This is a genomic window from Pseudomonas triticicola, assembly GCF_019145375.1.
GTDB classification, from domain to species: Bacteria; Pseudomonadota; Gammaproteobacteria; order Pseudomonadales; family Pseudomonadaceae; genus Aquipseudomonas; species Aquipseudomonas triticicola.
On sequence record NZ_JAHSTX010000001.1, the window covers coordinates 751,683 to 776,474 of the forward strand.

26 protein-coding genes are annotated in these 24,792 nt (G+C 60.2%); 14 read left to right on the forward strand and 12 right to left on the reverse strand.

What is annotated here, in order from left to right; all coding sequences use genetic code 11:
• Positions 1–158: 158 nt before the first annotated feature.
• Positions 159–1,307: an aldose epimerase family protein gene (locus KVG85_RS03425; protein ID WP_217862976.1), complete on the reverse strand. Its 1,149-nt coding sequence runs from the start codon at positions 1,305–1,307 to the stop codon at positions 159–161.
• Positions 1,308–1,645: 338 nt separating this feature from the next.
• On the opposite strand from KVG85_RS03425, the gene KVG85_RS03430 reads away from it, so the two are divergent.
• From KVG85_RS03430 to KVG85_RS03450, 5 genes are all read left to right on the forward strand, one after another.
• Positions 1,646–2,395: a hypothetical protein gene (locus tag KVG85_RS03430; protein WP_217862977.1), complete on the forward strand. Its 750-nt coding sequence runs from the start codon at positions 1,646–1,648 to the stop codon at positions 2,393–2,395.
• Positions 2,396–2,545: 150 nt separating this feature from the next.
• Positions 2,546–3,331, forward strand: coding sequence for a sulfite exporter TauE/SafE family protein (locus KVG85_RS03435; protein WP_217862978.1), 786 nt, complete (start codon positions 2,546–2,548; stop codon positions 3,329–3,331).
• Positions 3,332–3,517: 186 nt separating this feature from the next.
• Positions 3,518–4,081 carry a DUF4174 domain-containing protein gene (locus tag KVG85_RS03440; protein ID WP_016775365.1) on the forward strand — a complete coding sequence of 188 codons (564 nt, stop codon included), beginning with the start codon at positions 3,518–3,520 and terminating at the stop codon, positions 4,079–4,081.
• A 567-nt stretch (positions 4,082–4,648) separates the two neighbouring features.
• Entirely contained in the window at positions 4,649–4,978 is a 330-nt protein-coding gene (locus tag KVG85_RS03445; RefSeq protein WP_217862979.1) for a DUF6124 family protein, read from the forward strand.
• A gap of 16 nt (positions 4,979–4,994) precedes the next feature.
• On the forward strand, positions 4,995–5,261 hold the full coding sequence (locus tag KVG85_RS03450; RefSeq protein WP_217862980.1) for a hypothetical protein: 267 nt from the start codon (positions 4,995–4,997) through the stop codon (positions 5,259–5,261).
• 95 nt (positions 5,262–5,356) lie between these two features.
• Here the strand turns inward: KVG85_RS03450 and ampC are convergent, their stop codons facing one another.
• Positions 5,357–6,523 carry a class C beta-lactamase gene (ampC, locus tag KVG85_RS03455; RefSeq protein ID WP_217862981.1) on the reverse strand — a complete coding sequence of 389 codons (1,167 nt, stop codon included), beginning with the start codon at positions 6,521–6,523 and terminating at the stop codon, positions 5,357–5,359.
• 159 nt (positions 6,524–6,682) lie between these two features.
• On the opposite strand from ampC, the gene KVG85_RS03460 reads away from it, so the two are divergent.
• Positions 6,683–7,555, forward strand: coding sequence for a LysR family transcriptional regulator (locus KVG85_RS03460; protein WP_217862982.1), 873 nt, complete (start codon positions 6,683–6,685; stop codon positions 7,553–7,555).
• A gap of 126 nt (positions 7,556–7,681) precedes the next feature.
• On the opposite strand, the gene gudD is transcribed toward KVG85_RS03460, so the two are convergent.
• Together gudD and KVG85_RS03470 are read right to left on the reverse strand one after the other, a co-directional pair.
• The gene (gene gudD, locus KVG85_RS03465) at positions 7,682–9,025 is read right to left on the reverse strand and encodes a glucarate dehydratase (protein WP_217862983.1); all 1,344 of its coding nucleotides are present in this window, start codon (positions 9,023–9,025) and stop codon (positions 7,682–7,684) included.
• 25 nt (positions 9,026–9,050) lie between these two features.
• The gene (locus KVG85_RS03470; protein WP_024013478.1) at positions 9,051–10,397 is read right to left on the reverse strand and encodes an MFS transporter; all 1,347 of its coding nucleotides are present in this window, start codon (positions 10,395–10,397) and stop codon (positions 9,051–9,053) included.
• Positions 10,398–10,752: 355 nt separating this feature from the next.
• On the opposite strand from KVG85_RS03470, the gene KVG85_RS03475 reads away from it, so the two are divergent.
• Positions 10,753–11,466 (forward strand): FadR/GntR family transcriptional regulator, encoded by a 714-nt coding sequence (locus KVG85_RS03475; protein ID WP_016775357.1) that lies wholly within the window; start codon positions 10,753–10,755, stop codon positions 11,464–11,466.
• 91 nt (positions 11,467–11,557) lie between these two features.
• Entirely contained in the window at positions 11,558–11,788 is a 231-nt protein-coding gene (locus KVG85_RS03480) for a hypothetical protein (RefSeq protein WP_071172961.1), read from the forward strand.
• A gap of 123 nt (positions 11,789–11,911) precedes the next feature.
• Here the strand turns inward: KVG85_RS03480 and KVG85_RS03485 are convergent, their stop codons facing one another.
• Positions 11,912–12,814, reverse strand: a complete 903-nt coding sequence (locus tag KVG85_RS03485) for a DMT family transporter (protein ID WP_225926625.1) — start codon at positions 12,812–12,814, stop codon at positions 11,912–11,914.
• Positions 12,815–12,915: 101 nt separating this feature from the next.
• On the opposite strand from KVG85_RS03485, the gene KVG85_RS03490 reads away from it, so the two are divergent.
• Positions 12,916–13,782 carry a LysR family transcriptional regulator gene (locus KVG85_RS03490; RefSeq protein ID WP_217862985.1) on the forward strand — a complete coding sequence of 289 codons (867 nt, stop codon included), beginning with the start codon at positions 12,916–12,918 and terminating at the stop codon, positions 13,780–13,782.
• Positions 13,783–14,001: 219 nt separating this feature from the next.
• Here the strand turns inward: KVG85_RS03490 and trhP are convergent, their stop codons facing one another.
• Complete coding sequence (trhP, locus tag KVG85_RS03495; RefSeq protein WP_217862986.1) at positions 14,002–15,330, reverse strand: prephenate-dependent tRNA uridine(34) hydroxylase TrhP; 1,329 nt, start codon at positions 15,328–15,330, stop codon at positions 14,002–14,004.
• A gap of 156 nt (positions 15,331–15,486) precedes the next feature.
• Between trhP and KVG85_RS03500 the strand changes: the two genes are divergently transcribed.
• Positions 15,487–16,548, forward strand: coding sequence for an AI-2E family transporter (locus tag KVG85_RS03500; protein ID WP_217862987.1), 1,062 nt, complete (start codon positions 15,487–15,489; stop codon positions 16,546–16,548).
• Here the strand turns inward: KVG85_RS03500 and KVG85_RS03505 are convergent.
• The 3 genes from KVG85_RS03505 to KVG85_RS03515 form a co-directional block, all read right to left on the reverse strand.
• Positions 16,545–16,727, reverse strand: a complete 183-nt coding sequence (locus KVG85_RS03505) for a hypothetical protein (protein ID WP_041477171.1) — start codon at positions 16,725–16,727, stop codon at positions 16,545–16,547. The genes KVG85_RS03500 and KVG85_RS03505 overlap by 4 nt on opposite strands.
• Positions 16,728–16,830: 103 nt before the next feature.
• Complete coding sequence (locus KVG85_RS03510) at positions 16,831–17,025, reverse strand: hypothetical protein (RefSeq protein WP_056789862.1); 195 nt, start codon at positions 17,023–17,025, stop codon at positions 16,831–16,833.
• A gap of 229 nt (positions 17,026–17,254) precedes the next feature.
• The gene (locus KVG85_RS03515; protein ID WP_217862988.1) at positions 17,255–17,635 is read right to left on the reverse strand and encodes a hypothetical protein; all 381 of its coding nucleotides are present in this window, start codon (positions 17,633–17,635) and stop codon (positions 17,255–17,257) included.
• A gap of 243 nt (positions 17,636–17,878) precedes the next feature.
• Between KVG85_RS03515 and KVG85_RS03520 the strand changes: the two genes are divergently transcribed.
• Both KVG85_RS03520 and KVG85_RS03525 read left to right on the forward strand, forming a co-directional pair.
• Positions 17,879–18,697, forward strand: a complete 819-nt coding sequence (locus tag KVG85_RS03520) for a shikimate 5-dehydrogenase (RefSeq protein ID WP_217862989.1) — start codon at positions 17,879–17,881, stop codon at positions 18,695–18,697.
• Between the two features lie 187 nt (positions 18,698–18,884).
• Positions 18,885–19,403: a cupin domain-containing protein gene (locus KVG85_RS03525; RefSeq protein WP_217862990.1), complete on the forward strand. Its 519-nt coding sequence runs from the start codon at positions 18,885–18,887 to the stop codon at positions 19,401–19,403.
• A gap of 130 nt (positions 19,404–19,533) precedes the next feature.
• Here KVG85_RS03525 and KVG85_RS03530 read toward each other — a convergent pair whose 3' ends face one another.
• Positions 19,534–20,178, reverse strand: a complete 645-nt coding sequence (locus KVG85_RS03530; RefSeq protein ID WP_217862991.1) for a YceH family protein — start codon at positions 20,176–20,178, stop codon at positions 19,534–19,536.
• Between the two features lie 125 nt (positions 20,179–20,303).
• On the opposite strand from KVG85_RS03530, the gene KVG85_RS03535 reads away from it, so the two are divergent.
• On the forward strand, positions 20,304–20,813 hold the full coding sequence (locus tag KVG85_RS03535) for a DUF1993 domain-containing protein (RefSeq protein WP_016775348.1): 510 nt from the start codon (positions 20,304–20,306) through the stop codon (positions 20,811–20,813).
• Between the two features lie 255 nt (positions 20,814–21,068).
• Here KVG85_RS03535 and sstT read toward each other — a convergent pair whose 3' ends face one another.
• Positions 21,069–22,301: a serine/threonine transporter SstT gene (sstT, locus tag KVG85_RS03540; protein ID WP_073471344.1), complete on the reverse strand. Its 1,233-nt coding sequence runs from the start codon at positions 22,299–22,301 to the stop codon at positions 21,069–21,071.
• A gap of 307 nt (positions 22,302–22,608) precedes the next feature.
• On the opposite strand from sstT, the gene KVG85_RS03545 reads away from it, so the two are divergent.
• Positions 22,609–23,766 carry an MFS transporter gene (locus KVG85_RS03545; protein ID WP_122612098.1) on the forward strand — a complete coding sequence of 386 codons (1,158 nt, stop codon included), beginning with the start codon at positions 22,609–22,611 and terminating at the stop codon, positions 23,764–23,766.
• On the opposite strand, the gene nhaR is transcribed toward KVG85_RS03545, so the two are convergent.
• Positions 23,761–24,660 carry a transcriptional activator NhaR gene (nhaR, locus tag KVG85_RS03550; RefSeq protein ID WP_016775345.1) on the reverse strand — a complete coding sequence of 300 codons (900 nt, stop codon included), beginning with the start codon at positions 24,658–24,660 and terminating at the stop codon, positions 23,761–23,763. The two genes, KVG85_RS03545 and nhaR, sit on opposite strands and share 6 nt — an antisense overlap.
• Positions 24,661–24,792: the final 132 nt, after the last annotated feature.

The window sequence follows — 24,792 nt, forward strand, 5'->3', positions numbered from 1 at the left end:
GGGGATTTAGTGGCGAGGGGATTTATCCCCGCTGGGCTGCGAAGCAGCCCCAAAAGCCTGCAACAGAACGCTGTCTGATACAGCGCGTGTTGCAGGATCGGGGCTGCTTCGCAGCCCAGCGGGGATGAATCCCCTCGCCACAGGGGGAGCATGGCAGGTTACTTGGCGGAGAACTTGAGGATCACGCTTTGGGTATACGTCTGCCCCGGATCAAGCCGCGTGCTCGGGAAGTCCGGCTGGTTCGGCGAATCCGGGTAGTGCTGGGTCTCGAGGGTGAATGCGCCCCAGTGTGGATAGACCTTGCCGCCCTTGCCCTTGACCGTGCCGTCGAGGAAGTTGCTGGTGTAGAACTGCACGCCCGGCTCGCTGGTGAACAGTTGCAGGACGCGTCCGGATTGCGGGTCGCTGACTTCGGTAGCGAGCTTGCTGACATCGCCCTTGGTGTCCAGCGCCCAGTTGAAATCGAAGCCGCCCTGTTTCGGCTCGGCGAATTTCAGCTGCGGATGATCAGCCTTGATGTGCGTGCCGATCGCCGTCGGTTTGCTGAAGTCCATCGGCGTACCGGCGACAGGCGCCAGCTCCCCGGTCGGGATCAGTTTCGCGGTGACCGGGGTGTAATGGCTGGAGTTGATCATGGCGACTTGCTTGAGAATGTCGCCATTGCCGGCACCGGCCAGGTTGAAGTAGCTGTGGTTGGTCAGGTTGAGCACGGTCGGCTTGTCGGTGCTGGCCTTGTAGTCGATGCGCAGCTCGTTGTTGTCGGTCAGGCGATAGGTGACTTCGGTGGTCAGATTGCCCGGGAAACCCATCTCGCCGTCGGCCGAGAGGTAGGTAAGGGTTACGCCCACCGAATCCTTGTCCTTGGTTTCCCTGGCCTTCCAGACTTTCTTGTCGAAACCTTCGGGGCCGCCGTGCAGGGCGTTGGATTTGTCGTTCTGCGGCACTTGATAGCGCTTGCCATCGAGTTCGAAAGCACCTTCGGCCAAACGGTTGCCGAAGCGGCCGATGGTCGCGCCGAAGTACGCGGTGCCTTTCTGATAGCCCTGCACATCGTCAAAACCCAAGACGACGTCGTCGAACTTGCCGTGTTTGTCAGCGACTTTCAGCGCTTGCAGGGTCGCGCCGTAGGTAATCACGGTGGCTTGCATGCCGTGGCTGTTGCGCAGGATGTACTGTTCGACAGGCGTGCCGTCATTGGTTTTGCCGAAGGCTTTGTGTTCGGCGGTCAGGCCCGCCGCGTTGGCGGAAAGGGTAGCGATCATCAGGGACAGTCCGAGGCCGGAGAGCAGGTGACGGGATTGAAGCATGGTTGACCTTCCTTTTTGTTGTTGTTTTCGCATTGACCGTAGGAGCTGCCGAAGGCTGCGATCTTTTGATCTTGATCTTGATTTTTAGAAGCTAGATCAAAAGATCGCAGCCTTCGGCAGCTCCTACATGTCACTAGTCATGCTATTAGAGTCGAGAGAGAAGATTTATAGCGGATTTACCGCTGTTGGCAAATATAAAGTCCGACTAATTGATATGGCGAAAAGCACCGAAGGTCGGCTCACCGCCCGGGCACTGCACTTTTTCGCAATCGGCGGCTCTATGCATGGCCAGGATGCGGTGACTCCCGCCGCACAGGAATGTGCCTCTCCGAGACTTCATGCCGAGTGTTTTTGCCCTGATCACCGTCGCTCACCGCCGCCCGTGCCTGCTGCTGGCCTGCCTGTTGTCGCTGTTGCTCAGCGGCTGCAGCCACCAGAACGGCAACGGATTTTTCAATCAGATGCGTGAAGGGCAGCCGCAGGAATTTCTGCAGACCAGCGTCGACCGCATGGCCACCCTGGCGATGCGCGACAACCTCGACAGCCTCTATCGATTGATGGGCAAGCTTTACCTGCGCAACCCGGAAGAACTGCGCAAATCCGGTTTCCTCACCGTCAACGCCGCCGTGAAACAGGTGCGCCTCGCTGTCGAGCAACAGCAGCCGTTGCCCGTGCTGGGCGGGCGCAAGGACCTGGCGGCGCTGAGCTATGCGATGAGTCCGGAATTCCTCGGCGACCGCGTCGGCGCGTTCATCTATGCGATCGGCAGCATGCTGGTTACCGCCCACGGCAATCGCACCGAGTTCTACATGACCGACGCGATCAACCCGACGTTCGTGCACAACGCCGCGCGCAACATCGAAAAAGCCATGTGGATTTTGTCGCAACGGCAGAACAAGGAAGGCCAGCCGTTGCTGTTCTCCAACGAAATCTCGGAGGAGGGCAGCAACCTCAGCTTCGCCACCGAATTCAGCAAAATCGTCGCGCGCCTGGATCTGCTCACGCAGATGCTCGATGAGCGCTATCGCAGGATCGGCCTGAATTACGCGCAGAGCCTGCTGTTCTTGAATTTCCTGCCGGTGCAGTGAGCCCCGCAGGTTTGCTGTAGCGCAAAGATCCACTGTGGGATCTGCGGTGAATTCGATATGGCATAACGATAGACCGCATCGATATATGTGGTTATAAGAAAAATCGCTATGCTGCGGGCCAGATTTTCCTGTCGTTTTCTGGACGTTTGAATGGAATTGGCAAATTTCGGCCTGGTGATTGCCGGGCTGGTGGTGGGGTTTATCGTAGGCATGACCGGTGTCGGCGGCGGTTCGTTGATGACGCCGATCCTGCTGTGGTTCGGCATCAACCCGGCGACGGCGGTGGGTACCGACCTGCTGTACGCCGCAATCACCAAATCCAGCGCCGTCCTCGTTCACAGGAAGAACAAGAACATCGACTGGGCCATCACCGGCTGGCTGACCCTCGGCAGTGTGCCGGCGGTGGCCATGACCCTGTGGTTCCTCAGCACCCTGCACACCGCGCCGGACGCGATGAACGCCATCATCAAACAGGCGCTCGGCTTCGTCCTCTTCGCCACCGCCCTGGCAATCTTCTTCAAGAAACGCTTGCTCGAATTCGCCCACAAACGCGCGGGTGGCAACTACAACCCGAGCGGTTCGCGGCTTAACGTGATGACGGTGATCACCGGTCTGATCCTCGGCACCATGGTCGCCCTGACCTCGATCGGCGCCGGCGCACTGGGCACCGTCGCCTTGTTTATCCTTTACCCACTGCTGCCAACCCGCCGCCTGGTCGGCACCGAAATCGCCCACGCCGTACCCCTGACCCTCGTCGCCGGCCTCGGCCACGCAAGCATGGGCAACATGGACTGGGGCGTGCTGGGCTTCCTGCTGATGGGCTCGCTGCCCGGCATCTGGCTCGGCAGCCACCTGACCGGACGCATCTCCGACGAAGTCCTGCGCCCGTGCCTGGCGACGATGCTGGTGTTGATTGGTTACAAGTTGGCGTTCTGATTCGACCTGGAGAAAACACTTCCAATGCAGCGGCCTTAGGGATGTGCCGATGATCGCTTGCGTCATGTTGCGCAAAGTTCTCCCTGACCTAAGCTTCTGACAGGGCAATGCCTTTTTGCCAGACGCCGCCGGAACAATCGCCACGATGCGCAATCAGTAGTGCGTGGATATCAAAAGGAGATGCGCATGCTCATCAGGTCCCTGACCCTGACCCTCTTGCTGGCAATCGCCGGCCCCCTGTTCGCCGCCGACAGCGATTCACCCCTGGCCGGGGACGTGGGCCGCGCCCGCCCGCTGATCGTGATTGCGCAAAGCACCGTCGACCCGGTGTGGCTGAGCCTGAAAAAGTCGCTGGAAGACCCCGCCAACAAAAAGGGCGTCACCGACCGCAACATCAAGGTCTACACCATCCTCAGCATGTCCGGCCAGCTCGACGGCAAGGACATGGGCCAGCAGGACACCATGGCCCTGCTGCGTTCGCTGAAGCTCGGTGCCGGCGCTTATCCAAAAGTGTTCCTGGTGGGCAAGGACGGCGAAACCAAGCTCTCCGCCTCGGGTGATGAAGCCAAGGCATTGAGCCTGGCGAAAATCTTCGAAACCATCGACGCCATGCCCATGGCCGAAAAAGAAGCCGCCGCTGCGGCCGCCGCCGCACAAACGCCTGCCGCCACCGAGCCGGAACCGGCCAAAGGCGCGAAGGGCAGCAAACCGGCGAAACCAAGCAAACCACCGCAGATGCCGGATGATTGATTGCGCGTTGCGTGAGTGAAGCAAAATCCCTGTGGGAGCTGGCAAACCAGCTCCCACATTTTTTTGTGAAGTGCACAGTTCAAATGTGGGAGCGAGCCTGCTCGCGATAGCGGTTTTTCAGGCGCTGAAAGGTGACTGATCGAGCGCATTCGCGAGCAGGCTCGCTCCCACAAGTCATCTGCTGATCGAAAGTCATTGCAGCATGTGCCTGCCGAAACGTCTGACGCCAACACCCTTCAAATCGAGTGGATTTTTCCTGCAAGACGCGGCGGTCGTGGTGAACTGGTGCGTTGTGACGCAGAGGGATAACCTCTTTTGGCCGCTGAAAAACACAGTGGTCGGATGTGGAAGTCCGGTTGTTCGGTTACATCCATCAATGTCTCAAAAGCGCATGTCGACGGGTTTTATGTCAACATCGCCGCGTTTTGGCGGCTGTGCGCAGGAGCACTCTCGAGTGCGCCGGGTATTGGTGGATTGGCCTGGTCTTCCACACCTGCGTACAGCTGCCACCCTCATGTGGAAGTGAGACAGGTAGTGTTTCCTACAATCCACAACGGTAATCAACACATGAAAAAACACACTCCAAATCCCCCCGAATCCCCCCTGGATTCAAGCTCCTTCGACTCCAATAATCCGCGTCTGCGCCACCCCGGCCAACCCGATCCCATCAGCCACGTTTTCACCATTCTCCCCGACATCGACACGGCGACACTGCTGAGCCATGCCTGCGAAACCCTTGCCTCACTGAACGTACTGACCACCGATCTGGCCTGCGAGTTGAGCGGTGCGCAGCGCAGCCTGACGTTGTCGATCCAGCAATTGGCGGTAGTCGGAGAACTGCTGGTCAACCGCGCGCTGGACAATCTCGATTCACCCGCAACGGCGACTCAACATTGAACAGGGAGGTTCTACCATGGCGCGCTACATACCGATCACCGGGATCGACTGCAAGATCCCCTGTCTGCTGATCGACAGTGAAGCTCCACTGGATGTCCTGCACGGCACTGCGGCCTATCGCTTGCGCTGTGTAACGCAATTGATGGAAACCCTGGCGCTGGTTGACGGCAAGGGGCACGACGCCTTGTTGCTGCAGGATCTGGCTCGGGTCTCGGCAACCGTGCTGCGTGACAGTTGCGACCTGATGGATGTCATCGGCTGGAAGTTGCAGGCGCAGCTTTAAGCGCTGAAACGAAAAGATCGCAGCCTGCGGCAGCTCCATCAACCGAGTGAAAACCCGATCCTGTAGGAGCCGCCGCAGGCTGCGATCTTTTGCTCTTAATCCGCCAACGCACTGAAAACCGTATACGCAATCTTCACCCGTTCGGCATTCGGGTAATTCTTGTTGGCCAGAATCACGATGCCCATGTCTCGCGACGGCACGAACGCCACATACGCGCCAAAGCCCCGCGTAGATCCGCTTTTGTTGAACAGCACGTTGGCCGGTTCAGCTTGCGGTGGGGTCAGCCACTCGACTTTGTGCGGCTCCATGGCCATGGGGGTCGAGTTGCCGTTTTGCAGTTTTTCCAGGCTGAGCGGGTAGGCGTAGCGTTCCCAGCCCAGGCCTTGGGTCATGTCGCCGACGCGGTAATAACCGATGTGGGTGTTGGCGATGGCTTGGTGCAGATCAGGCGCAAGGCTGGCCGGTTGCAGCTGTGCCTGGACGTAACGCAGCAGGTCGGCGGCGCTGGTTTTGATGCCGTAGGCTTCGGCGTCGAGGGCGCCGGGGCTGACGCGTACCGGTTGGTCGGCGCTGTCGTAGCCTTGGGCATAAAGCTTCGACTGCGCTGACGGTACGCTGAGGAAGGTGTGCTGCAAGCCGAGTTTCGGCAGCAGGGTTCGCGTCATTGCCTGGTCGAACGGCTGGCCGAGGCTTTTCGCCGTCAGGTAGCCGAACAGGCCCAGGCTCGGGTTGGAATACAGGCGATGGCTGCCGGCGGGAAATTGCGGTTTCCACTGTTGGTAATAGCCGAGCATCTTGTCGGAAGAATCCGCCTCAGCGGGGAATTGCAACGGCAGTCCGCCTGCACTGTAGGTGCCCAGTTGCAGCACGCTGATGTTGTCGAAGGCGCTGCCCTTGAGCTCCGGCCAGAGTTGGCTGGCCTTGCTCGACAGGTCGAGTTTGCCTGTGGCCTGTGCGTAACCAGCGAGGGTGGCGGTGAAGGTTTTGCTCACCGAGCCGACTTCGAACAGGGTGTTTTCGCTGACCTTTTGCGCGGTGTCTTTAGCGGCAACCCCGTAGTTAAAGTAATGCGCCTGGCCATTCAGCGTGATCGCTACCGTCAGCCCCGGGATGTTGTTTTGCCGCATCACCGGGGTGACGGCTTGGCTGACCAGTGCCTGCAATTGCGCATCCGTCGGCGTTGCGGCATGACAGGCAACGCTGCCGACGAACAGTGCGAAAGCGCTGTAGGAAAAGACCTTGCTCGGTTTTAAGGAACACATGATTGAATCACTCTCCATGAGTGTCGATTGTTGTATCCCGCTACACTGCGGGTGATTTTTCATCGGACGGCCGATCAGCGCGGCCAATTTAGGCACTTCGCCGGCCATCGACAAACGATGAAAACTCGCATGAGCCATTAGAAAAATTTGGGGCAACGCATGATTCGACCGCAACTGCCGCTCAACGCTCTGCGCGCGTTTGAAGCCTCGGCACGCCATCTGAGCTTCACCCGCGCCGCCGTCGAACTGTGCGTAACGCAGGCAGCGGTCAGCCATCAGGTCAAAAGCCTGGAGGCGCAACTCAACCTGACCCTGTTCAAACGCCTGCCCCGTGGGCTGATGCTGACCAGTGAAGGCGAAACCTTGCTGCCGGTACTCAGCACATCATTCGATCATATTGCGCAGATGCTCGAGCGTCTGGCCGGTGGGCAGTATCGCGAGATGTTGACGGTCGGCGCGGTGGGTACGTTTGCGGTGGGTTGGCTGTTGCCGCGGCTGGCGGACTTTCGGGGGAAACATCCGCTTATAGATTTACGTCTGTCGACCAATAACAACCGGGTGGATGTGGCGGCGGAAGGACTGGATTACGCCATTCGTTTCGGTGCTGGCGCCTGGCATGGCATTGAGGCGACACGCTTGCTCGATGCGCCGTTGTCGGTATTGTGCGTGCCGGAGATTGCCCGGCAACTGCACTCGCCGGCGGACCTGTTGCAGCAGACCTTGCTGCGTTCCTATCGCACCGATGAATGGCCGGAGTGGTTTCACGCGGCGGGCCTGGCGACACAGGCCGCGCCACCGCAAAGCATCGTGTTCGATTCGTCGCTGGCAATGATGGAAGCCGCATTGCAGGGCGGCGGCGTGGCGTTGGCGCCGCCGCTGATGTTCGCCCGGCAACTGGCGGCAGATGCGATTTGCCAGCCGTATTCGATCGAGATCACCACGGGTAGTTACTGGCTGACGCGGTTGCAGTCGCGAGCGGAAACGGTGGCGATGAAAGCGTTCAAAACCTGGTTGCTGCAAGTTTCTGCCTGACACAAAACCCCCTTGTGGGAGCGAGCCTGCTCGCGAAAGCGGTGTATCAGCGACAGCACTATCGACTGACCTGACGCCTTCGCGAGCAGGTCGCTCCCACAATTGAAATCAGCGGCGCCTGCTGGATCAACGCACCAGACACGGCCGTTTGTTATCGAATTTCCACCCCGGAATCAGGAACTGCATCGCCACGCTGTCGTCCCGCGCGCCGAGGCCCATGCCTTTGTACAGTTCGTGGGCCTTGGCCACTTGATCCATGTCCAGTTCCACGCCCAGCCCCGGTTTTTTCGGCACCTGCACGAGACCATCGACAATCTGCAGCGGTGCCTTGGTCAGGCGCTGACCGTCCTGCCAGATCCAGTGGGTGTCGATGGCGGTGATCTCGCCGGGTGCGGCGGCGGCGACGTGGGTGAACATGGCCAGGGAAATATCAAAGTGGTTGTTGGAATGCGAGCCCCAGGTCAGGCCCCATTCGTGGCACATCTGCGCGACGCGTACCGAACCCTGCATGGTCCAGAAGTGCGGGTCGGCCAGCGGGATGTCCACTGACTGCAACTGAATCGCGTGGCCCATTTCACGCCAGTCGGTGGCGATCATGTTGGTCGCGGTTTTCAGCCCGGTGGCGCGGCGGAATTCAGCCATGACTTCGCGCCCGGAATAACCGTTTTCGGCACCGCACGGGTCTTCGGCGTAGGCGAGTATGTGGTGCTGATCGCGGCACAGACGAATCGCTTCTTTCAGCGACCAGGCGCCGTTCGGATCGAGGGTGATCCGCGCGTCCGGGAAACGCTCGGCCAGTGCCGTGACCGCTTCGATTTCGGCATCGCCACTGAGCACGCCGCCCTTGAGTTTGAAATCCTTGAAACCGTACTTGGCGTGCGCCGCCTCCGCTAGACGCACCACCGCTTCGGCGGTCATGGCTTTCTCGTGACGTACGCGGAACCAGTCGTTGTCGGCGTCCGGTTCGCTGCGATAGGCCAGATCGGTTTCGTGCTGATCGCCGACGTAGAACAGATAACCGAGCATCTTCACTTCGTCGCGTTGCTGACCTTCACCGAGCAGCGCCGCCACCGGCACGTCGAGGTGTTGGCCGAGGAGGTCGAGGAGGGCGGCTTCCAGGCCGGTGACCGCGTGAATGGTGATGCGCAGGTCGAACGTCTGCAGACCACGGCCACCGGCATCGCGGTCGGCGAAGGTCTGGCGCACCTGGTTGAGAATTTTCTGGTACGTGCCGATGGGGCTGCCGACCACCAGATTGCGCGCATCTTCCAGGGTCTGGCGAATGCGCTCGCCACCGGGCACTTCGCCGACGCCGGTGTGGCCGGCGTTGTCCTTGAGGATGACGATGTTACGGGTGAAAAACGGCCCGTGGGCGCCGCTCAGGTTGAGCAGCATGCCGTCGTGACCGGCCACCGGAATGACCTGCATGTCGGTGATGATCGGAGCTTTGGCGGTGTCATGAACAGTCATTGTTGTTTTCCTTGTCGAGACATAGTCAGGCGTGTTTCGGCGCGGCGTCGGCCACAGCCTTTTCAGCAGCGGGTTTCGGCGTGGTGCGCGCGGCGAAGACAATGATTGCGGCGATGATCGAGGTCGCGGCCAGACCATAGAGGCCGCCCTGAATCGAGCCGGTGTGTTGCTCCAGCAGACCAAAGGTGGTCGGCGCGACGAAGCCACCGAGGTTGCCCACCGAGTTGATCAGCGCAATCACCGCCGCCGCGATGCGTGCATCCAGATAAGCCTGGGGAATCGGCCAGAACAGCGACGAGGCGGATTTGAAACCCAGCGCCGCAAAGCAGATCGCTACGAAGGCGAAGATCGGCCCGCCAGTGGTGGACATGAACATTCCCGCTGCGGCGATCAGCAGTGCAGTGGCGACCCATGCTTGCTGGTGTTTCCACTTCGCCGACAGCGAGGCGAAGGCGTACATGCCGACGATCGACAGCAACCACGGAATCGAGTTGAACAGGCCGACCTGCACGTCGCTGAGTTCGCCCATCTTCTTGATGATGCTCGGCAGCCAGAAAGTCGCCGCATAAATGGTCAGCTGAATGAAGAAGTAGATCAGGCAGAACAGAATGATCTGCCGGTCCTTGAGCAGTTTGCCCAGCGACGGCCGGATCGGCGTCGCGGCTTCGCGGGCCTTTTGCTCGTCGTCGATGGCGCTGACCAACGCATCCTGTTCGGCGCGGCTCAGCCATTTGGCGTCGTGGGGTTTGGCGTCCAGCCAGAACCAGACAAACACGCACAGGCACACCGAGAACATCCCCTCGATGAAGTACATCCACTGCCAGCCGTGCATGCCCAGTCCGTTGATCTGCAGGAGCAGGCCGGACAAGGGACCTGAGATCAGCGAGGCCACGGCCGAGCCGCTGAGGAAGATCGCGATCGCCTTGCCACGCTCGACGCCCGGCAGCCAACGGGTGAAGTAATAGATCACCCCGGGAAAGAATCCGGCCTCGGCGACACCGAGCAGGAAGCGCAGGATATAAAAGTGGGTTTCGTTCTGGATGAACGCCATGCAGGCCGCGACTATGCCCCAGGTGAACATGATGCGGGTCAGCCAGATGCGTGCGCCGACTTTCTGCAAAAGCATGTTGGACGGCACTTCGAACAGCGCGTAACCGATAAAGAACAGCCCGGCGCCGAAGCCATAGGCGGCAGCACCGATGCCCAGATCGGTTTCCATGTGGGTGCGGACGAAACCTATGTTCACCCGGTCAATGTAATTGACGATGAACATGATCACGAAGAGCGGCAGGACGTGGCGTTTGACTTTCGAGATGGCTGAGGCGAGCGTCGGGTCGACGCTGTCCTGCATCCCGGAGATGGAGGTTTTCACTGATGTTTCTCCCACTGATTATTTTTATGCGGGGTAGGACTGGGTGCTGCGTTGTTGCTAGACATCATACAACTGTAATTTTTTGTCCTACAAGTGGTGAGGGCGATCAAATTCTTCTGATTGTTTGGTTTTTTATGCAAAAACAGGATCTAGGCTCGTATTTATTGATTGTTGCGCCAGTCGAGCGGAGCGCCTGTTTGAGATATGAATGGTAATGCGTGGTGGCTGGCTATCGAAAATATTCGACGTAATTGAGTGTTGTCATACAAGCTGATGGCCCGTCCACCGCTAAAATCCATCTCAACCGTCATCCCGCAGTGCTACGATCGGCAAGCCCCGATCACCGGAACCGATCATGCAAGAAGACCTCGACGCGCCCGCGCGCAAACGCACGCACAACCTCGCTCATGACCTGGTGGAAAAGCTCACCCAGAGCATCCTGCTCGGACAACTGTCGCCCGGTGACAAATTGCCGTCGGAGAATTCCATCGTTCAGGAACACGGCGTCAGCCGCACGGTGGTGCGCGAGGCGATTTCCAAGTTGCAGGCCTCGGGGCTGGTGGAGACGCGCCATGGCATCGGCACTTTCGTGATCGAGCGTGCAGCGGAGCAGGGCCTGCGCCTGAACGTCGATACGGCGCTCGGCGTGCGCAGCATTCTCGAATTGCGCATGGGCCTGGAGACGCAAGCGGCGGCGCTGGCGGCGCAGCGGCGCAGTGAGCAGCAGGTGCAGCAGATGCGTCAGGCGCTGGATGACTATCAGCGGCTGCTGGCGAACAACGACAGTTGCGTGGAGGCCGATCGGCGTTTTCACCTGCTGATCGCCGAGGCCACCGGCAACGCTTGTTTCAGCGAGATCATGCAGCACCTGGGCAGTGCGATGATCCCGCGCAATCGCCTGAATGCCGCCGAGCGCGGCGCGGCGGATCTGAGCAAGCTCGGGCACTTGGCCAATCTGGAACACGAGGCGATTCTGAATGCGATCAAGCGTCAGGACGCCGATGCCGCCCGCGCCGCGATGTGGCTGCACCTGACCAACAGTCGTGATCGCTTTATCGCCCAAGGCTGATGCCGCTGGTCTGATCTACCGCACGCCCTCAGCACCCGCGCTTCCAAGTAATACGCCCCGGATAATCCGGGCCAGTATTGTGAGGTGCAGCATGGCTGATGACTCGCTTGTTCCCGGTGGCATGGCGCCCACCGACCAGACCCGCCCCGTATCCGGCACCGACGAGCCGACCCTGAGCGATCACGATGCACCGCCGGGCATGGATCCGGGGCGCGATCCGCTGAGCGATGCCGACCGCCCGGATGACTGGAAGGATCCGCCGGATGACGAGGATGTACCCCCGGCGGATGAGCCGACACCGTTGTCGGATGATATGCGCTGAGGTCTCGATTATTCATTGAGTGGGCCGGCCTCTTCGCGAGCAGGCTCGCTCCCACAGGGAGTTTGTGTCATCCACTGTGGGAGCGAGCCTGCTTGCGAAGACGGCATCGGCTTCACAGCAGACTCAAGCCTTGCTCTCAACTGCCCGAACGACGCCAACCCCACGCTCCAGATTCAATGCCAACACACTGATCAACACCACCATCGCCCCCATCAGTACCATCAACGTCGGCCGTTCACCCAGTCCCCAAGACGCAATTCCCATGGCCGTCGGCGGTATCAGATACAAGGTCATCGTCGCCCGACTCAAGTCCACATGCTTGAGCACGAAACCCCAGGCCAGATACGCCAGTGCGCTGGGAAACACCCCCAACATCAGCACCGCCCACTGCGCACGCGGCGGCGCCTGCATCACGGCGTCAGTCAGCCCCGGCAGATAAATCAGCAACAGCAACGTCCCCGACCACACCGCGTAGCAGCCCAGACTGAAACCGTCGTAGCGCCGCGCATGATGCTTTTGCAGGGCGAAATAGAGGCTCCAGGAAAGCGCCGCCAACAAGATCAACAAGCCATGGGCATTGATAGCGCCCAGGCCCTTGTCGCCACTGACCACGATCACCACGCCGACAAATCCAAGCAGCACACAGCCCCAACGCCAGGCGCTGACGCGGTCCTTGAACACAAGGCGCGCCAGCAGCGTGCTGAATAGCGGGCTCGATTGCGCCAGCACGCTGGAAGCCCCGGCACTGATGCCTTGCTGGCCGATGTTCAAGGCGACGTGATGCAGGCTGACGGCGAAGAAGCCCAAGGCAAACAGTAACGGCACATCGCGCCACTGCGGCAGGCGAATGCCTTTGAAAATTGCGATCAGCGCCATCAACAGCGACGCCAGCAAAAAACGCAGCAAGGCCAGATGTCCGGGCTCATACCCTTGCAAGCCGATGTGAATGCCGGTGGGCGAATAGGACCAGCAGCCGATGACAAACGCCATGGCCAGGATAATTTTGCAGGTAGAAGTGGAAGTCATGATCGAGGCACCAGGGCAGTGGATGCGCCGAGTATCCGGGCGCCCGAACATTCGCCACAACTGACTTATACTGCGCTGACTGTTCACTCAGAGTGATGATTATGGAGCTGGCGCAAATCCGCATGTTCAAGACCGTGGTCGAGGCCGGCAGCATTGCCCGGGCCGCCGAAAAGCTATTCTGCGTGCCGTCGAATATCACTGCGCGGATCAAAGCGCTGGAGGCCGAGTTGGGCGTGGCGCTGTTCTTGCGCGAGGGGCGCGGACTGCGCATCAGCCCGGCGGGGCAGACCTTTCTGGTTTATGCGGAAAAGATTCTGGCGCTGACCGTCGAAGCCAAACGCGCGCTCGACCCGGCCGCCGAGCCGTCCGGACCGCTGCGCATCGGCGCCATCGAGTCCTCGGCGACCGGGCGCTTGCCACGGCTGCTGGCGAAATTCCACAAGCGCTACCCGCAAGTGGCACTGGAACTGACCACCGGCACCTGGAGCCAGCTGCTCGACGACACCGTCAACCATCGCCTCGATGGCGCAATTGTGGCGGTGGATGTCGAACGTGCTCAGCTCAAACGCACGCCGATGTATCGAGAGGAATTGTTACTGATCGCCTCGACTTCATTCGGCCCGGTGCGCGACATCGGCGATCTGCAAGACAAAACCCTGTTCATGTGGCCACCGGGTTGCCCATACCGCGCGGCACTTGAGCATTGGTTGCTGCGCCGAGGGCAGGCGCTGCCGATTGTCAGTCTGGCCAGTTACGGAGCGATCGTCGGCTGCGTCAGTGCCGGCGCCGGAGTGGCGTTGGTGCCCAAGGGTGTGTTCGAGCAGTACGCCAAAGGCGCGGGCTGCGTGGGTCATGAATTTGCCGAACTGACGGCGATCGAGAATTTGTTCTACTGGCATGAAAACGCCGGGGTGCACCCCGCGCGGGAGGCATTTGTGGCGATGTTGCGCGAGGAGTTCGCCCAATAGAAAAGCGGCCCTCACCCCAGCCCTCTCCCGGAGGGAGAGGGGGCCAACCGAGGTGTCTTGCGCCAGACATCGACCTGAAAGTCCGAGCCGATTATGGATTCACGAGCACAACCAGCGCTGTGTAGTTTGCGGATTCAGCGGTCCCCGTTCCGGTCAGCGTACCTCTGAAATAACCCCCGATCAGTCCCCTCTCCCTCTGGGAGAGGGCTAGGGGGGGACTCAGGTCCTCGGCAAATCCCGCATCAACAACCCAAAGCGCAAATCCACCGCATCCGGAATCGGCACGTACACCGTATGCCCGTCTCCCGGCGCCACTTCGATCGCTTTGCCGCTGACACTCTGCAATTCATGCAGATCAAAATGGAAATTGCCCTTGGGCGTCATCAGTTCCAGATGATCGCCCACGGCAAAGCGATTCTTCACTTTCACCTCGGCCAGGCGATCCCGGCGCTCGCCGGTCAGCTCGCCAACGAACTGCTGCCGCTCCGACACCGAACTGCCGTGCTGATAGTTCTGATATTCGTCGTGCACATGGCGGCGCAGAAAACCTTCGGTGTAGCCGCGCTGGGCCAGCGACTCGAGATCCAGCATCAGGCTGCGATCGAACTCGCGTCCGGTCACGGCATCATCGATCGCCCGGCGATATACCTGGGTGGTGCGCGCGCAGTAGAAATGCGATTTGGTCCGGCCTTCGATCTTCAATGAATGCACGCCCATGCGCGTCAGCCGCTCGACATGCTGCACGGCGCGCAGGTCCTTGGCGTTCATGATGTAGGTGCCGTGTTCGTCTTCGAAAGCCGGCATCAATTCATCGGGACGATTGGCTTCCTGCAACAGAAAGACCTGATCGGTCGGTGCGCCGAGACCTAGGGTCGGCTCGGGTTGAAAGGTCTGGACGATCTCGCCGAGCTGGTTTTCCGTGGCTTGTAGCGCCGTGTACTTCCAGCGGCAGGCGTTGGTGCAGGTGCCCTGATTGGCATCGCGTTTGTTCATGTAACCGGAAAGCAGGCAGCGCCCGGAATAGGCCATGCACAGCGCGCCGTGCACGAACACCTCCAGCTCCATGTCCGGTACCTGCTCGCGGATTTCACCGATTTCTTCGAGGGACAGTTCGCGCGACAGAATGATCCGGCCCAGCCCCTGTTGCTGCCAGAACTCGACGCTCGCCCAATTCACCGTGTTGGCCTGCACCGAAAGATGAATCGGCATCAGCGGAAAATGCCGGCGCACCAGCATGATCAGGCCCGGGTCGGACATGATCAGCGCATCCGGTGCCATCTCGATCACCGGCGCCAGATCCTTGAGAAACGTCTTCAGCTTGGCGTTGTGCGGGGCGATGTTGACCACCACATAGAAGCGCTTGCCCTGCGCCTGCGCCTCACGGATGCCCAGCGCCAGGTTGGCATGATCGAACTCGTTGTTGCGCACCCGCAGGCTGTAGCGCGGCTGGCCGGCGTAGACCGCATCAGCGCCGTAAGCGAAGGCGTAACGCATGTTTTTCAGGGTGCCGGCGGGGGCGAGAAGCTCGGGGGCGATGAGAGTCTGCATTTGGGTGTCGGTCGCAAAAGCCGCGCAGGGTAGGGCAGCTGCCGCGAGGGTTTATTGATCTGGATCTATGCTCCATGAATAAACATGGCACTCGCGCGCTCGGCGGCTGACTAAGTGGGGCGGGCGTGCGTGACGTCTGACTGACATGGACCGGATATGAACGAAAAGAGTCTGCAATTCAAATCCCTGACGGTGCTGCTGGTGCTGGTCACGGTGGCCTTTATCTGGATTCTGCTGCCGTTTTACGGCGCGGTGTTCTGGGCTGTCATCCTCGGCATTCTGTTTGCGCCGGTACAGCGCAGGTTGCAGCAGAAGTTCGGCTGGCAACGCAACGTGACGTCGCTGTGCACCTTGAGCCTGTGCCTGGTGATCGCGATTCTGCCGGTGATCATCGTCAGCATCCTGCTCGTGCAGGAAGGGGCCACGGTCTACAAGAATATTGAAAGCGGCGAGCTGGACATCGCTGCCTATTTGGCGCAGTTCAAGCACAGCCTGCCGCCGTACTTTCAGCACTTGCTCGACCGCTTCGGCATGGGCGAACTCGACAGCTTGCGCGAGAAGATCGTCAAAGCGGCGATGCAGGGCAGCCAGGCGCTGGCGACTCAGGCGTTCAGTTTCGGCCAGGGCACATTCGAATTCGTGGTGAGCTTTTTCATCATGCTGTATCTGCTGTTTTTCTTCCTGCGTGACGGCCCCGAGCTGGCGCGCAAGATGCGCACTGCCGTGCCGCTGGAAGAAAACCACAAGCGCCGCCTGCAACTGAAGTTCAACCGCGTGGTGCGCGCGACAGTCAAAGGCAACGTGGTGGTGGCCGTGACCCAAGGTGCGCTGGGCGGGCTGATTTTCTGGTTTCTCGATATTCCCAGCGCGCTGCTTTGGGCGGTGCTGATGGCGTTTCTGTCGCTGTTGCCAGCAGTAGGCGCGGGGATTGTCTGGGCGCCGGTGGCGGCGTACTTCCTGCTTAGCGGCATGATCTGGCAGGGCGTGGTGCTGGGCTTGTTCGGCGTATTCGTGATCGGCCTGGTCGACAACGTGCTGCGCCCGATCCTGGTCGGCAAAGATACCAAGATGCCTGATTACCTGATTCTGGTTTCCACCCTCGGCGGCCTCGCGGTCTTCGGCCTCAACGGCTTTGTGATCGGGCCGTTGATTGCCGCGTTGTTCCTGTCGAGCTGGGCGCTGTTCGTCGAGACCAAGCCCAAGGTGCAACTGCCTTAAGCGTGAAACGTGCTGCTGGCGACCTGTTGCGACAAGGCCTGTGCTGCTGGCAAGGAGGTGAGCGGGCCGCTGATCGGCTCGCCATCGCGCACCAGATACCAGCAAGCGAGCAAACCGGATGCACGCAGCGAAGCGGGAACTGCGCTGCCGATCACCGACATGATTTGAACCTGTGCCATGGGAAAACCTCCATCAAACTGATGGGGCTACCTTAGAGATTTGCCGGCACGACGGACAATCAACGCTTTCGATAGTGGTCATTGATGCCAGTGAGGTCTGCCGTCATTCCACCACTTGATCGAGCATGTGCATGACTTCGCGCTCATTGAGCAGGCCCTTGTGCACGAGGTTTTCGGCAAGCAGGGACAGCAGCTTGGCGCAGCGATGGCCTTCCAGATGCTTGAGCTCGGTGAGTGCGCTGTACACCTTGTTCGAGGTGCACAGACCGACGATGCGGTGCGGGTTTTGTGTGGGCATACAGTCGTCCTTGTTGTTATCGATCTGTTGTTTACGGACGGATTCAGATTGCGGTTCCGTCATGACAAAGCGGTGACCGTTCGATGAAAAAAGCCCGACGGTCGATTCCATCATGCCGACTTTAGCTGCTCGGACTGTCCTCACAGCGACCTTGGCGAGATTTTTTCAGACGTTGGCCGACCAGCGGTCATAAAAAAGCCCTGCTCGAAAGCAGGGCTCTGCGTTGCGCTTACCAGCGTGGACCGCCGTAGTAGCCATGCGGGCCGCCGTAGTAGCCGTGGGGCCGACCGTAATAACCACGAGGCGGGCCGTAATAGACGGGGGCTGGCTGCACGTAGACCGGTTGTTGTACATACACCGGCGCGGGTTGGTAGTAGACCGGTGGCGGCGGTTGCTGCACGTAGACCGGTTGCGGCTGCACATAAACCGGTTGCTGCTGCACATACACCGGCCGATCCTGGTTGATCAATGCCGAGCCGATGATGGCCGAGCCGACGATCGCGCCAAACACTGCAGGGCCCTGCCAGCCATGGCCACCACCCGCTTCAGCCTGGCCGGTGACGGCAAGTGTGCCAATCAACAAAGCCATGATGGGAAGTTTACGAATCATGATAAGTCCTCGGTTCTTCGACCCGGCGCCGCGGCCTGAATCAGGCCCACAGTTGTCGCGGGGATACAGCTAAGACAGCAAATTTGCGAAATTCAGCACAGCCGCTGGGTAAATTTTGTGTAAGGTCTGTAGCGGCTTCTTTACCCGGCTGCGCGGCGCCACAAACAAGTCTCAATGATGATTCAGAACCCGGTGGGCCGGCCAATCCCGTCCATCCGAAAGTGCGTTTGAAGGAGAAGTTTCATGCAGATGAACCCGAACAAAGACACCCAACTGTGCATGTCCCTGTCGGGGCGGCCGGGGAATTTCGGTCTGCGTTTTCACAACCATTTGTATGAACAGCTGGGCCTGAATTTCTATTACAAAGCGTTCAGCAGCCAGGACCTGACCGGCGCGGTCGGCGGAATTCGCGCACTGGGCATTCGCGGCTGCGGCGTGTCGATGCCGTTCAAGGAAGCCTGCATTGCGCTGGTCGATGAGCTGGATGCGTCGGCGGCGGCGATCCAGTCGATCAACACCATCGTCAACACTGGCGGCCACCTCAAGGCCTACAACACCGATTACATCGCCGTCGCGCAATTGCTGGAGAGCCACGCGGTGCCGAAGGATTCGACCTTCGCCCTGCGTGGCAGCGGCGGCATGGCCAAAGCGGTGGCCAGCGCCCTACGCGATGGTGGGTACCCGAACGGTTTGATTGTCGCCCGTAACGAACGCGCCGGCCGCGCCCTGGCGGATTCGCTGGGTTATCGCTGGCAGGCCGAGCTGGGTGACGAGCGCCCGCAGATGCTGATCAATGTCACCCCGGTAGGCATGGACGGCGGGCCGGAGGCGGGGCAACTGGCGTTTGAGCCTGAGGTGATCAAAGCGGCTGAGACGGTATTCGACGTGGTGGCGATCCCTTCGGAGACGCCGCTTATCGTGCGAGCGCGAGCCGAGGGCAAGCGGGTAATCACCGGGCTTGAGGTGATTGCGATTCAGGCGCTGGAGCAGTTTGTCCTGTACACCGGAGTGCGGCCGAATGAGGCGCAATTTGCGGCGGCGGTGGATTTTGCGCGCAGCTGATTGATCTTTTAGTGGCTGGGCTGGCCTCTTCGCGAGCAGGCTCGCTCCCACAGGTTGAGCTGGAATGCGATTGAATGTGGGAGCGAGCCTGCTCGCGAAGGCCGCGCTGCGGTTCTGGATCACTATCTATAATCCTCGCCAGCACGCACAGACGTGCCCATCACAAAAACCATAACCGAGGCCGCCCATGCATCCGCCCATCCTCAACCTGAACGAGGTCGAACTCGAAGCCCTTCCCGAAGCCCTGGCCCCTGAAGGCGAAACCGCCGGGCGTTATCAGCAGCGTATCGCGCGGATCGGTCAGCAACTTGGTGCGCAGAAACTCGGCTATCGCCTGTATGCGCTGCCAGCGGGCATGCGCGGCAGTCCATTCCACAGCCATCGGGTCAACGAGGAAATGTTCTACGTGGTGGCCGGGGAGGGCGAGGTGCGGTTGGGAGGCGAGCGTTTTCCGATCCGCGCCGGTGATGTGATCGCCTGCCCACCGGGCGGACCGGAGAAGGCACATCAGATCATCAATACCAGCGCGGGCGAACTGCGTTATCTGGCGGTGAGCACTCAGCAGCAGCCGGAGATCTGCGAGTATCCGGACTCGAACAAGTATGCGGTGATGGATAATTTCACGGTGGATGCCGACGGCAATGCCTCGGGCTTTGTCGCTGTCGCGCGGCAGGTGGATGGGGTGGATTATTGGGATGGTGAATAACAAATCTGAAAATCGCTGATGTCCCTGTGGGAGCGAGCCTGCTCGCGAAGGCGACGGGTCATTCAAGATCAGTGGTGACTGACACTACGCTTTCGCGAGCAGGCTCGCTCCCACAATGGCTTTGCGGTGGTTATTCGAGGCGGGCCAGGCGTTCTTCCAGCGCCGCGATGCGGGCCTCGAGTTCTTCGATACGCTCCAGTGAAACGCCACCGCCCGATCGCTCCCCGGGATTCTGCCGCGCCGCCAATATCGCCTCGATATCCGCCGGATCGCCCAAGGCATGGGTATAACGATCCTCGCGCTGCCCGGCCTGACGCGGAATCAATACCGCCAGACCGCGTGCAATCAGGCGTTCAAGCTGATGCACGACCTGCTCGGCGTCCTCGAACTCGTGCATGCGCCCGCTGCGGGTCAGCAGTTCGTTGACGGTCTGCGGACCGCGCAGAAACATCAAACCCGTCAGAATCACCTGCGCCGGCACCAGTTCCAGCGCCTTGTCGACCTTGTGCTCCCAGCGGTCGGCACGGCTGCCCATTACCAGCCGGGCAAAACCACGCCCTTCCAGAGCGCGCAGGCTCTGGCCGACCTGGCCCTGATTGAGGTTCATCACCGGTTCGCGGCTGGTTTTCTGATTGCAGGCCAGCACCAGCGCGTTGAGGGTCAGCGGATAGGTTTCCGGGCTGGTGGCCTGTTTTTCGATCAGCGCACCGAGAATGCGGATTTCCGTGGCATTGAGCCGTGGCTGGTCGGAGGTGGATTCTTGTTCGTTGCTCATCGCGCGTTCCCTCTGCAGTCGAAGCCGCCTAGCCTAATCCTTGCCAAACAAAAGGCAAGCCGTGTGCTCATCAAGCATGGCTATAATCGCCACCGCGTATTACCCAGCCATCACATGAGACTGCCATGACCATTTCACTGTACGCCGCATCCGTCCCGGTTTTTCAACAAATGCTCAACGCCCTGAGCGATGTGCTGAAAAAGGCCGAAGCCCACGCCAGCGCGAAAAACATCGATCAGAGCGTCTTCCTGCAAGCGCGTCTGTACCCGGACATGTTCCCGCTGGTGCGTCAGGTGCAGATCGCCGTGGATTTCGCCAAAGGCGTGTCGGCGCGTCTGGCTGAAGTCGAACTGCCGAAGTACGACGACACCGAAACCACCTTCGCCGAACTGCAAGCGCTGATCGCCAAGGTCCTGGCCTTCATTGGCGAGATCAAGCCAGAGCAGATCGATGGCAAGGAAGGCATCGAAATCGTCACCCGTCCGGGTACGCCGAAAGAGAAGCGCTTCAGTGGTCAGGCGTATCTGCTGACTTACGGCTTGCCGCAGTTCTTTTTCCACGTCACCACCACTTATGCGCTGCTGCGTCATAACGGTGTTGAAGTGGGCAAGCGCGATTACATGGGCGCGTTCTAAGCCCGCAAAAGCCCCTCACCCTAACCCTCTCCCGGAGGGAGAGGGGACTGACGGGGGAATATTGAAAAGTTACGCCGACTTGAGCGATTTGCAGTGAATCCATAATCGACTCGATCGTTCAGGTCGACATATAAAGCCGAACACCTCGGTCGGCTCCCTCTCCCACCGGGAGAGGGCTGGGGTGAGGGGATATTTCCAGCCACAAAAAAGCCCGCCAAGGTTCACACCAAGGCGGGCTTTTGGTTGCGCGAGAAATTACGCCGTACGCTGAGCCTTCTCTTCTTCGCCCAGGCAAGCCGCCGCGGTAAACAGCACATCAGTCGACGAGTTCAGCGCGGTCTCCGCCGAATCCTGCAGCACGCCAATAATGAAGCCCACCGCCACGACCTGCATGGCGATCTCGCTCGGGATGCCGAACAGGCTGCACGCCAGCGGAATCAGCAGCAGCGAACCACCGGCCACACCCGAAGCGCCACAGGCGCAAATCGCGGCGACGACGCTGAGCAGGATTGCGGTCGGAATGTCCACGGCGATGCCCAAAGTGTGCACCGCCGCCAAGGCCAGCACGGTAATGGTGATCGCCGCACCGGCCATGTTGATGGTCGCGCCGAGCGGGATCGACACCGAGTAGGTGTCTTCGTGCAGGCCCAGGCGCTTGCTCAATTCCAGGTTGACCGGAATGTTCGCCGCCGAGCTGCGGGTGAAGAACGCGGTGATGCCACTTTCGCGCAGGCACATCAGGGTCAGCGGGTACGGATTGCGGCGCAGCTTCCAGAACACGATCAGCGGGTTCATCACCAGCGCGACGAACAGCATGCAGCCCAGCAGCACCGCCAGCAGGTGCGCGTAGCCAAGCAGTGCGCCGAAACCGGAGGTGGCCAGTGTCGACGCGACCAGGCCGAAGATGCCCAGCGGCGCGAAGCGAATGACCACGCGGACGATCACGGTGACGCCGTTGGACAAGTCACCGAGCACTTCGCGAGTGGTATCGCCAGCGTGGCGGATGGCAATGCCCATGCCGATCGCCCAGGCCAGAATGCCGATGAAGTTGGCATTCATCAGCGCGCTGACCGGGTTATCGACGACGCTGAGCAACAGGCTTTGCAGGACTTCGCCGATGCCGCCAGGCGCAGTCACGGCAACGTTTTCGGTGGATAACACCAGATTCGACGGGAACGCCATGCTGGCGACCACGGCCACCACCGCAGCGCTGAATGTACCCAGCAGGTAGAGGAACAGGATCGGCCGGATGTGGGTTTCCTGACCGTGCTTGTGGTTGGCGATCGAGGCCATCACCAGAACGAACACCAGAATCGGCGCCACGGCTTTCAACGCCGAGACAAACACCTTGCCGATGAACGCGGTGGACTTCGCCAGCTCCGGTGCAATCAGGGCCAGGGCAATACCGGCGATCAGACCAATGACGATCTGGCTGACCAGACTCAGGCGTTTCAGGCGTTGCAGTAACGAAGGGGATGAAGCGGTCATAGCGGCATCTCTGTTTTTTATAGGGTGCGAAGCGTCGTGGGCAGTCACGAAACGCCTGTCGAAGTGACATCAACGCCGCCAAACGGCACGTTGAACAGCTGTACGATTTTCAGGGCGCGGACTTTATCACAGCGTAGGCGTGAACCTTCAGGCCTGTGACGATCTGCCACCGGATCGGCCCGGCAGATCGGCAGTTTTGGGCAACTCAGTGCGGACGCAGTCTGTTAAGCTTCGCCATCCTCATTTTCAAGTTCTGCCAGCGGGCCTTCGGGTCATCGCTGGTGTCGTCGTTTTGCTGGAGTTGCGCATGCTGTTGCCTATTCTTCTGTTGTCCGCCGCCGGATTCACGGTGCTGACCACGGAATTCGTCATTGTCGGCCTGTTGCCGGCGATCGCCCGAGACCTCGAAGTCAGCATCCCGCAAGCCGGGCTGCTGGTGACCTTGTTCGCCTTTACCGTGGCGCTGTTCGGCCCGTTCCTGACCGCGTATTTCGCCCGTTTCGAACGGCGCAAACTGTTCATCAGCATTCTGATCATGTTCGGTCTGGCCAATACCGTTGCAGCGTTGGCGCCGAATATCTGGGTGATGGCCATCGCACGGTTGATTCCGGCGTTGGGTTTGCCAGTGTTCTGGGCATTGGCCAGTGAAACCGCCGTCGACATCGTCGGCCCGGATTTCGCCGGCCGCGCCATCGCCAAGATCGGCTTCGGTATCGTCTGCGCCACGGTGTTCGGCATTCCGGTCGGCACGCTGATTTCCGACGCGTTCGGCTGGCGCAGCGCATTCGGCATTCTGGCATTGATCGCGTTTGCCAAGGCCTTGCTGCTGTTTGTCTACCTGCCGAAAACCAGTCTGCACCAGCATCAGGTCAGCTTCCGTTCGCAGTTCAAGATCCTGCGCAGCCCGCTGATGCTCGGCCATATCTTGTTGTCGATTCTGGTGTTCAGCGGCATGTTCACCGCTTACACCTACCTTGCTGACATCCTCGAACGACTTGCCGGTTTCAACGGCACCGTGGTCGGCTGGTGCCTGATGGCGTTTGGCGCAGTCGGGCTGATCGGCAACTCGCTCGGTGGGCGAGCGGTGGATCGGCATCCGCTGGGGGCGTCGGTGTTGTTCTGTGCGTTCATGATCGCCGGCATGGTTTCGCTGGTGCCGAACATTCATTCGCCAGTGGGTCTGGCGGTGGCGATGGGCATCTGGGGCGTGACTCAGGCGGCGCTGTTCCTGGTCAGCCATGTGCGCCTGATGAAAGCCGCACCGGAAGCGCCGGCCTTCGCCGCGTCGCTGAACATCGCCGGGGCCAATCTCGGCATTGGTCTGGGCGCGATGGTTGGCGGCCGGGTGATCGACACTGCCGGGCTGGGCTTTCTCGGCTTTGCCGCTGCCGGCTTCATTTTGCTGTCGGTGTTCCTCGCCATGGTGCTGATGACGCTGAAGCCGCGTGAAGTCTGCGCTTCATAACCCGGTAAACAACTCGCGTCGGGCACCCTCGGTAATCGCTACGATGCCAGGGTGCTTGACCTTGCGTTCCACCGAAATGGCATAGAACGACTCGCTCACCGCGTCGGTCTGGCCGATCAACTCGACGCCGTACTGGCGCTTCACTTCCTCGGCAATCACGCTCGGGCCAATAAAGATCCCGCTGCCGGATTGGCCGAAGGCCTGCATCAAAGCACTGTCATCGAATTCGCCGACAATCTGCGGCTGGATCTGCTGTTCGGCGAACCAGCGCTGCAAACGGCTGCGCACCACGGTTTCCGCGCCGGGAATCAACAGCGGCGCGCCGTGCAGGCTGCGCGGGAAATCCTGGCCATACTGCGCGGCGAGTTCGGCGGTGGCGAAGAAACTGATTCCGCACTCACCGAGCTTCTGGCTGTAGCCTTTGATGTCCAGATGCGAGGGCATCGGGCTGTCGGAAATCACCAGATCCAGACGCTGAATGGCCAGATCGGCGAGCAGGCGTTCGAGTTTGTCCTCGCGGCAGGTGATGCGCAGCGGCTCGCTCAATTCCATGGTCGGCGCGATCAGGCGATAAACAATGGATTTGGGCACCACGTCGGCCACGCCGACGCGAAAGAGGATCTGCTGCTCGTTGGGCTGCGCTCGCAGCATCAGCTCCAGCTCGCCGCCCAACTGAAACATCTGCTCAGCGTAGGGCAGGGCCTGGCGCCCGGCTTCGGTGAGCTCCAACTGGCGGCCAACCCGGCGAAACAGTTCCACGCCATAAGTTTGCTCAAGCAGTGAAATCTGTCCGCTGATGGTCTGTGGCGTCAGGTTCAGTTGCTCGCAGGCGCGGACGATGCTGCCGGTTTTGGCTACAACCCAGAAGTAATGCAGTTGTCGGTAATTGAGCATAGTGATCGCCACTTCGTGAAAACCGAAGTATAGCCGCTAAAAATACGAATTTTCCTGAAGTGTTCATCTCCCTAGAATGCCCAGCCATCGACGGCCGGTGTGTGCGCCTGTCTGTTCATTCGAAGGAAACCC

Excerpts from the sequence above, each read along its gene's own strand:
- KVG85_RS03425 (WP_217862976.1), bottom strand. The coding sequence starts at position 1,307 with ATGCTTCAATCCCGTCACCTGCTCTCCGGCCTCGGACTGTCCCTGATG.
- KVG85_RS03430 (WP_217862977.1), top strand. The coding sequence starts at position 1,646 with ATGCCGAGTGTTTTTGCCCTGATCACCGTCGCTCACCGCCGCCCGTGC.
- KVG85_RS03435 (WP_217862978.1), top strand. The coding sequence starts at position 2,546 with ATGGAATTGGCAAATTTCGGCCTGGTGATTGCCGGGCTGGTGGTGGGG.
- KVG85_RS03440 (WP_016775365.1), top strand. The coding sequence starts at position 3,518 with ATGCTCATCAGGTCCCTGACCCTGACCCTCTTGCTGGCAATCGCCGGC.
- KVG85_RS03445 (WP_217862979.1), top strand. The coding sequence starts at position 4,649 with ATGAAAAAACACACTCCAAATCCCCCCGAATCCCCCCTGGATTCAAGC.
- KVG85_RS03450 (WP_217862980.1), top strand. The coding sequence starts at position 4,995 with ATGGCGCGCTACATACCGATCACCGGGATCGACTGCAAGATCCCCTGT.
- ampC (WP_217862981.1), bottom strand. The coding sequence starts at position 6,523 with ATGTGTTCCTTAAAACCGAGCAAGGTCTTTTCCTACAGCGCTTTCGCA.
- KVG85_RS03460 (WP_217862982.1), top strand. The coding sequence starts at position 6,683 with ATGATTCGACCGCAACTGCCGCTCAACGCTCTGCGCGCGTTTGAAGCC.
- gudD (WP_217862983.1), bottom strand. The coding sequence starts at position 9,025 with ATGACTGTTCATGACACCGCCAAAGCTCCGATCATCACCGACATGCAG.
- KVG85_RS03475 (WP_016775357.1), top strand. The coding sequence starts at position 10,753 with ATGCAAGAAGACCTCGACGCGCCCGCGCGCAAACGCACGCACAACCTC.
- KVG85_RS03480 (WP_071172961.1), top strand. The coding sequence starts at position 11,558 with ATGGCTGATGACTCGCTTGTTCCCGGTGGCATGGCGCCCACCGACCAG.
- KVG85_RS03485 (WP_225926625.1), bottom strand. The coding sequence starts at position 12,814 with ATGACTTCCACTTCTACCTGCAAAATTATCCTGGCCATGGCGTTTGTC.
- KVG85_RS03490 (WP_217862985.1), top strand. The coding sequence starts at position 12,916 with ATGGAGCTGGCGCAAATCCGCATGTTCAAGACCGTGGTCGAGGCCGGC.
- trhP (WP_217862986.1), bottom strand. The coding sequence starts at position 15,330 with ATGCAGACTCTCATCGCCCCCGAGCTTCTCGCCCCCGCCGGCACCCTG.
- KVG85_RS03500 (WP_217862987.1), top strand. The coding sequence starts at position 15,487 with ATGAACGAAAAGAGTCTGCAATTCAAATCCCTGACGGTGCTGCTGGTG.
- KVG85_RS03505 (WP_041477171.1), bottom strand. The coding sequence starts at position 16,727 with ATGGCACAGGTTCAAATCATGTCGGTGATCGGCAGCGCAGTTCCCGCT.
- KVG85_RS03510 (WP_056789862.1), bottom strand. The coding sequence starts at position 17,025 with ATGCCCACACAAAACCCGCACCGCATCGTCGGTCTGTGCACCTCGAAC.
- KVG85_RS03515 (WP_217862988.1), bottom strand. The coding sequence starts at position 17,635 with ATGATTCGTAAACTTCCCATCATGGCTTTGTTGATTGGCACACTTGCC.
- KVG85_RS03520 (WP_217862989.1), top strand. The coding sequence starts at position 17,879 with ATGCAGATGAACCCGAACAAAGACACCCAACTGTGCATGTCCCTGTCG.
- KVG85_RS03525 (WP_217862990.1), top strand. The coding sequence starts at position 18,885 with ATGCATCCGCCCATCCTCAACCTGAACGAGGTCGAACTCGAAGCCCTT.
- KVG85_RS03530 (WP_217862991.1), bottom strand. The coding sequence starts at position 20,178 with ATGAGCAACGAACAAGAATCCACCTCCGACCAGCCACGGCTCAATGCC.
- KVG85_RS03535 (WP_016775348.1), top strand. The coding sequence starts at position 20,304 with ATGACCATTTCACTGTACGCCGCATCCGTCCCGGTTTTTCAACAAATG.
- sstT (WP_073471344.1), bottom strand. The coding sequence starts at position 22,301 with ATGACCGCTTCATCCCCTTCGTTACTGCAACGCCTGAAACGCCTGAGT.
- KVG85_RS03545 (WP_122612098.1), top strand. The coding sequence starts at position 22,609 with ATGCTGTTGCCTATTCTTCTGTTGTCCGCCGCCGGATTCACGGTGCTG.
- nhaR (WP_016775345.1), bottom strand. The coding sequence starts at position 24,660 with ATGCTCAATTACCGACAACTGCATTACTTCTGGGTTGTAGCCAAAACC.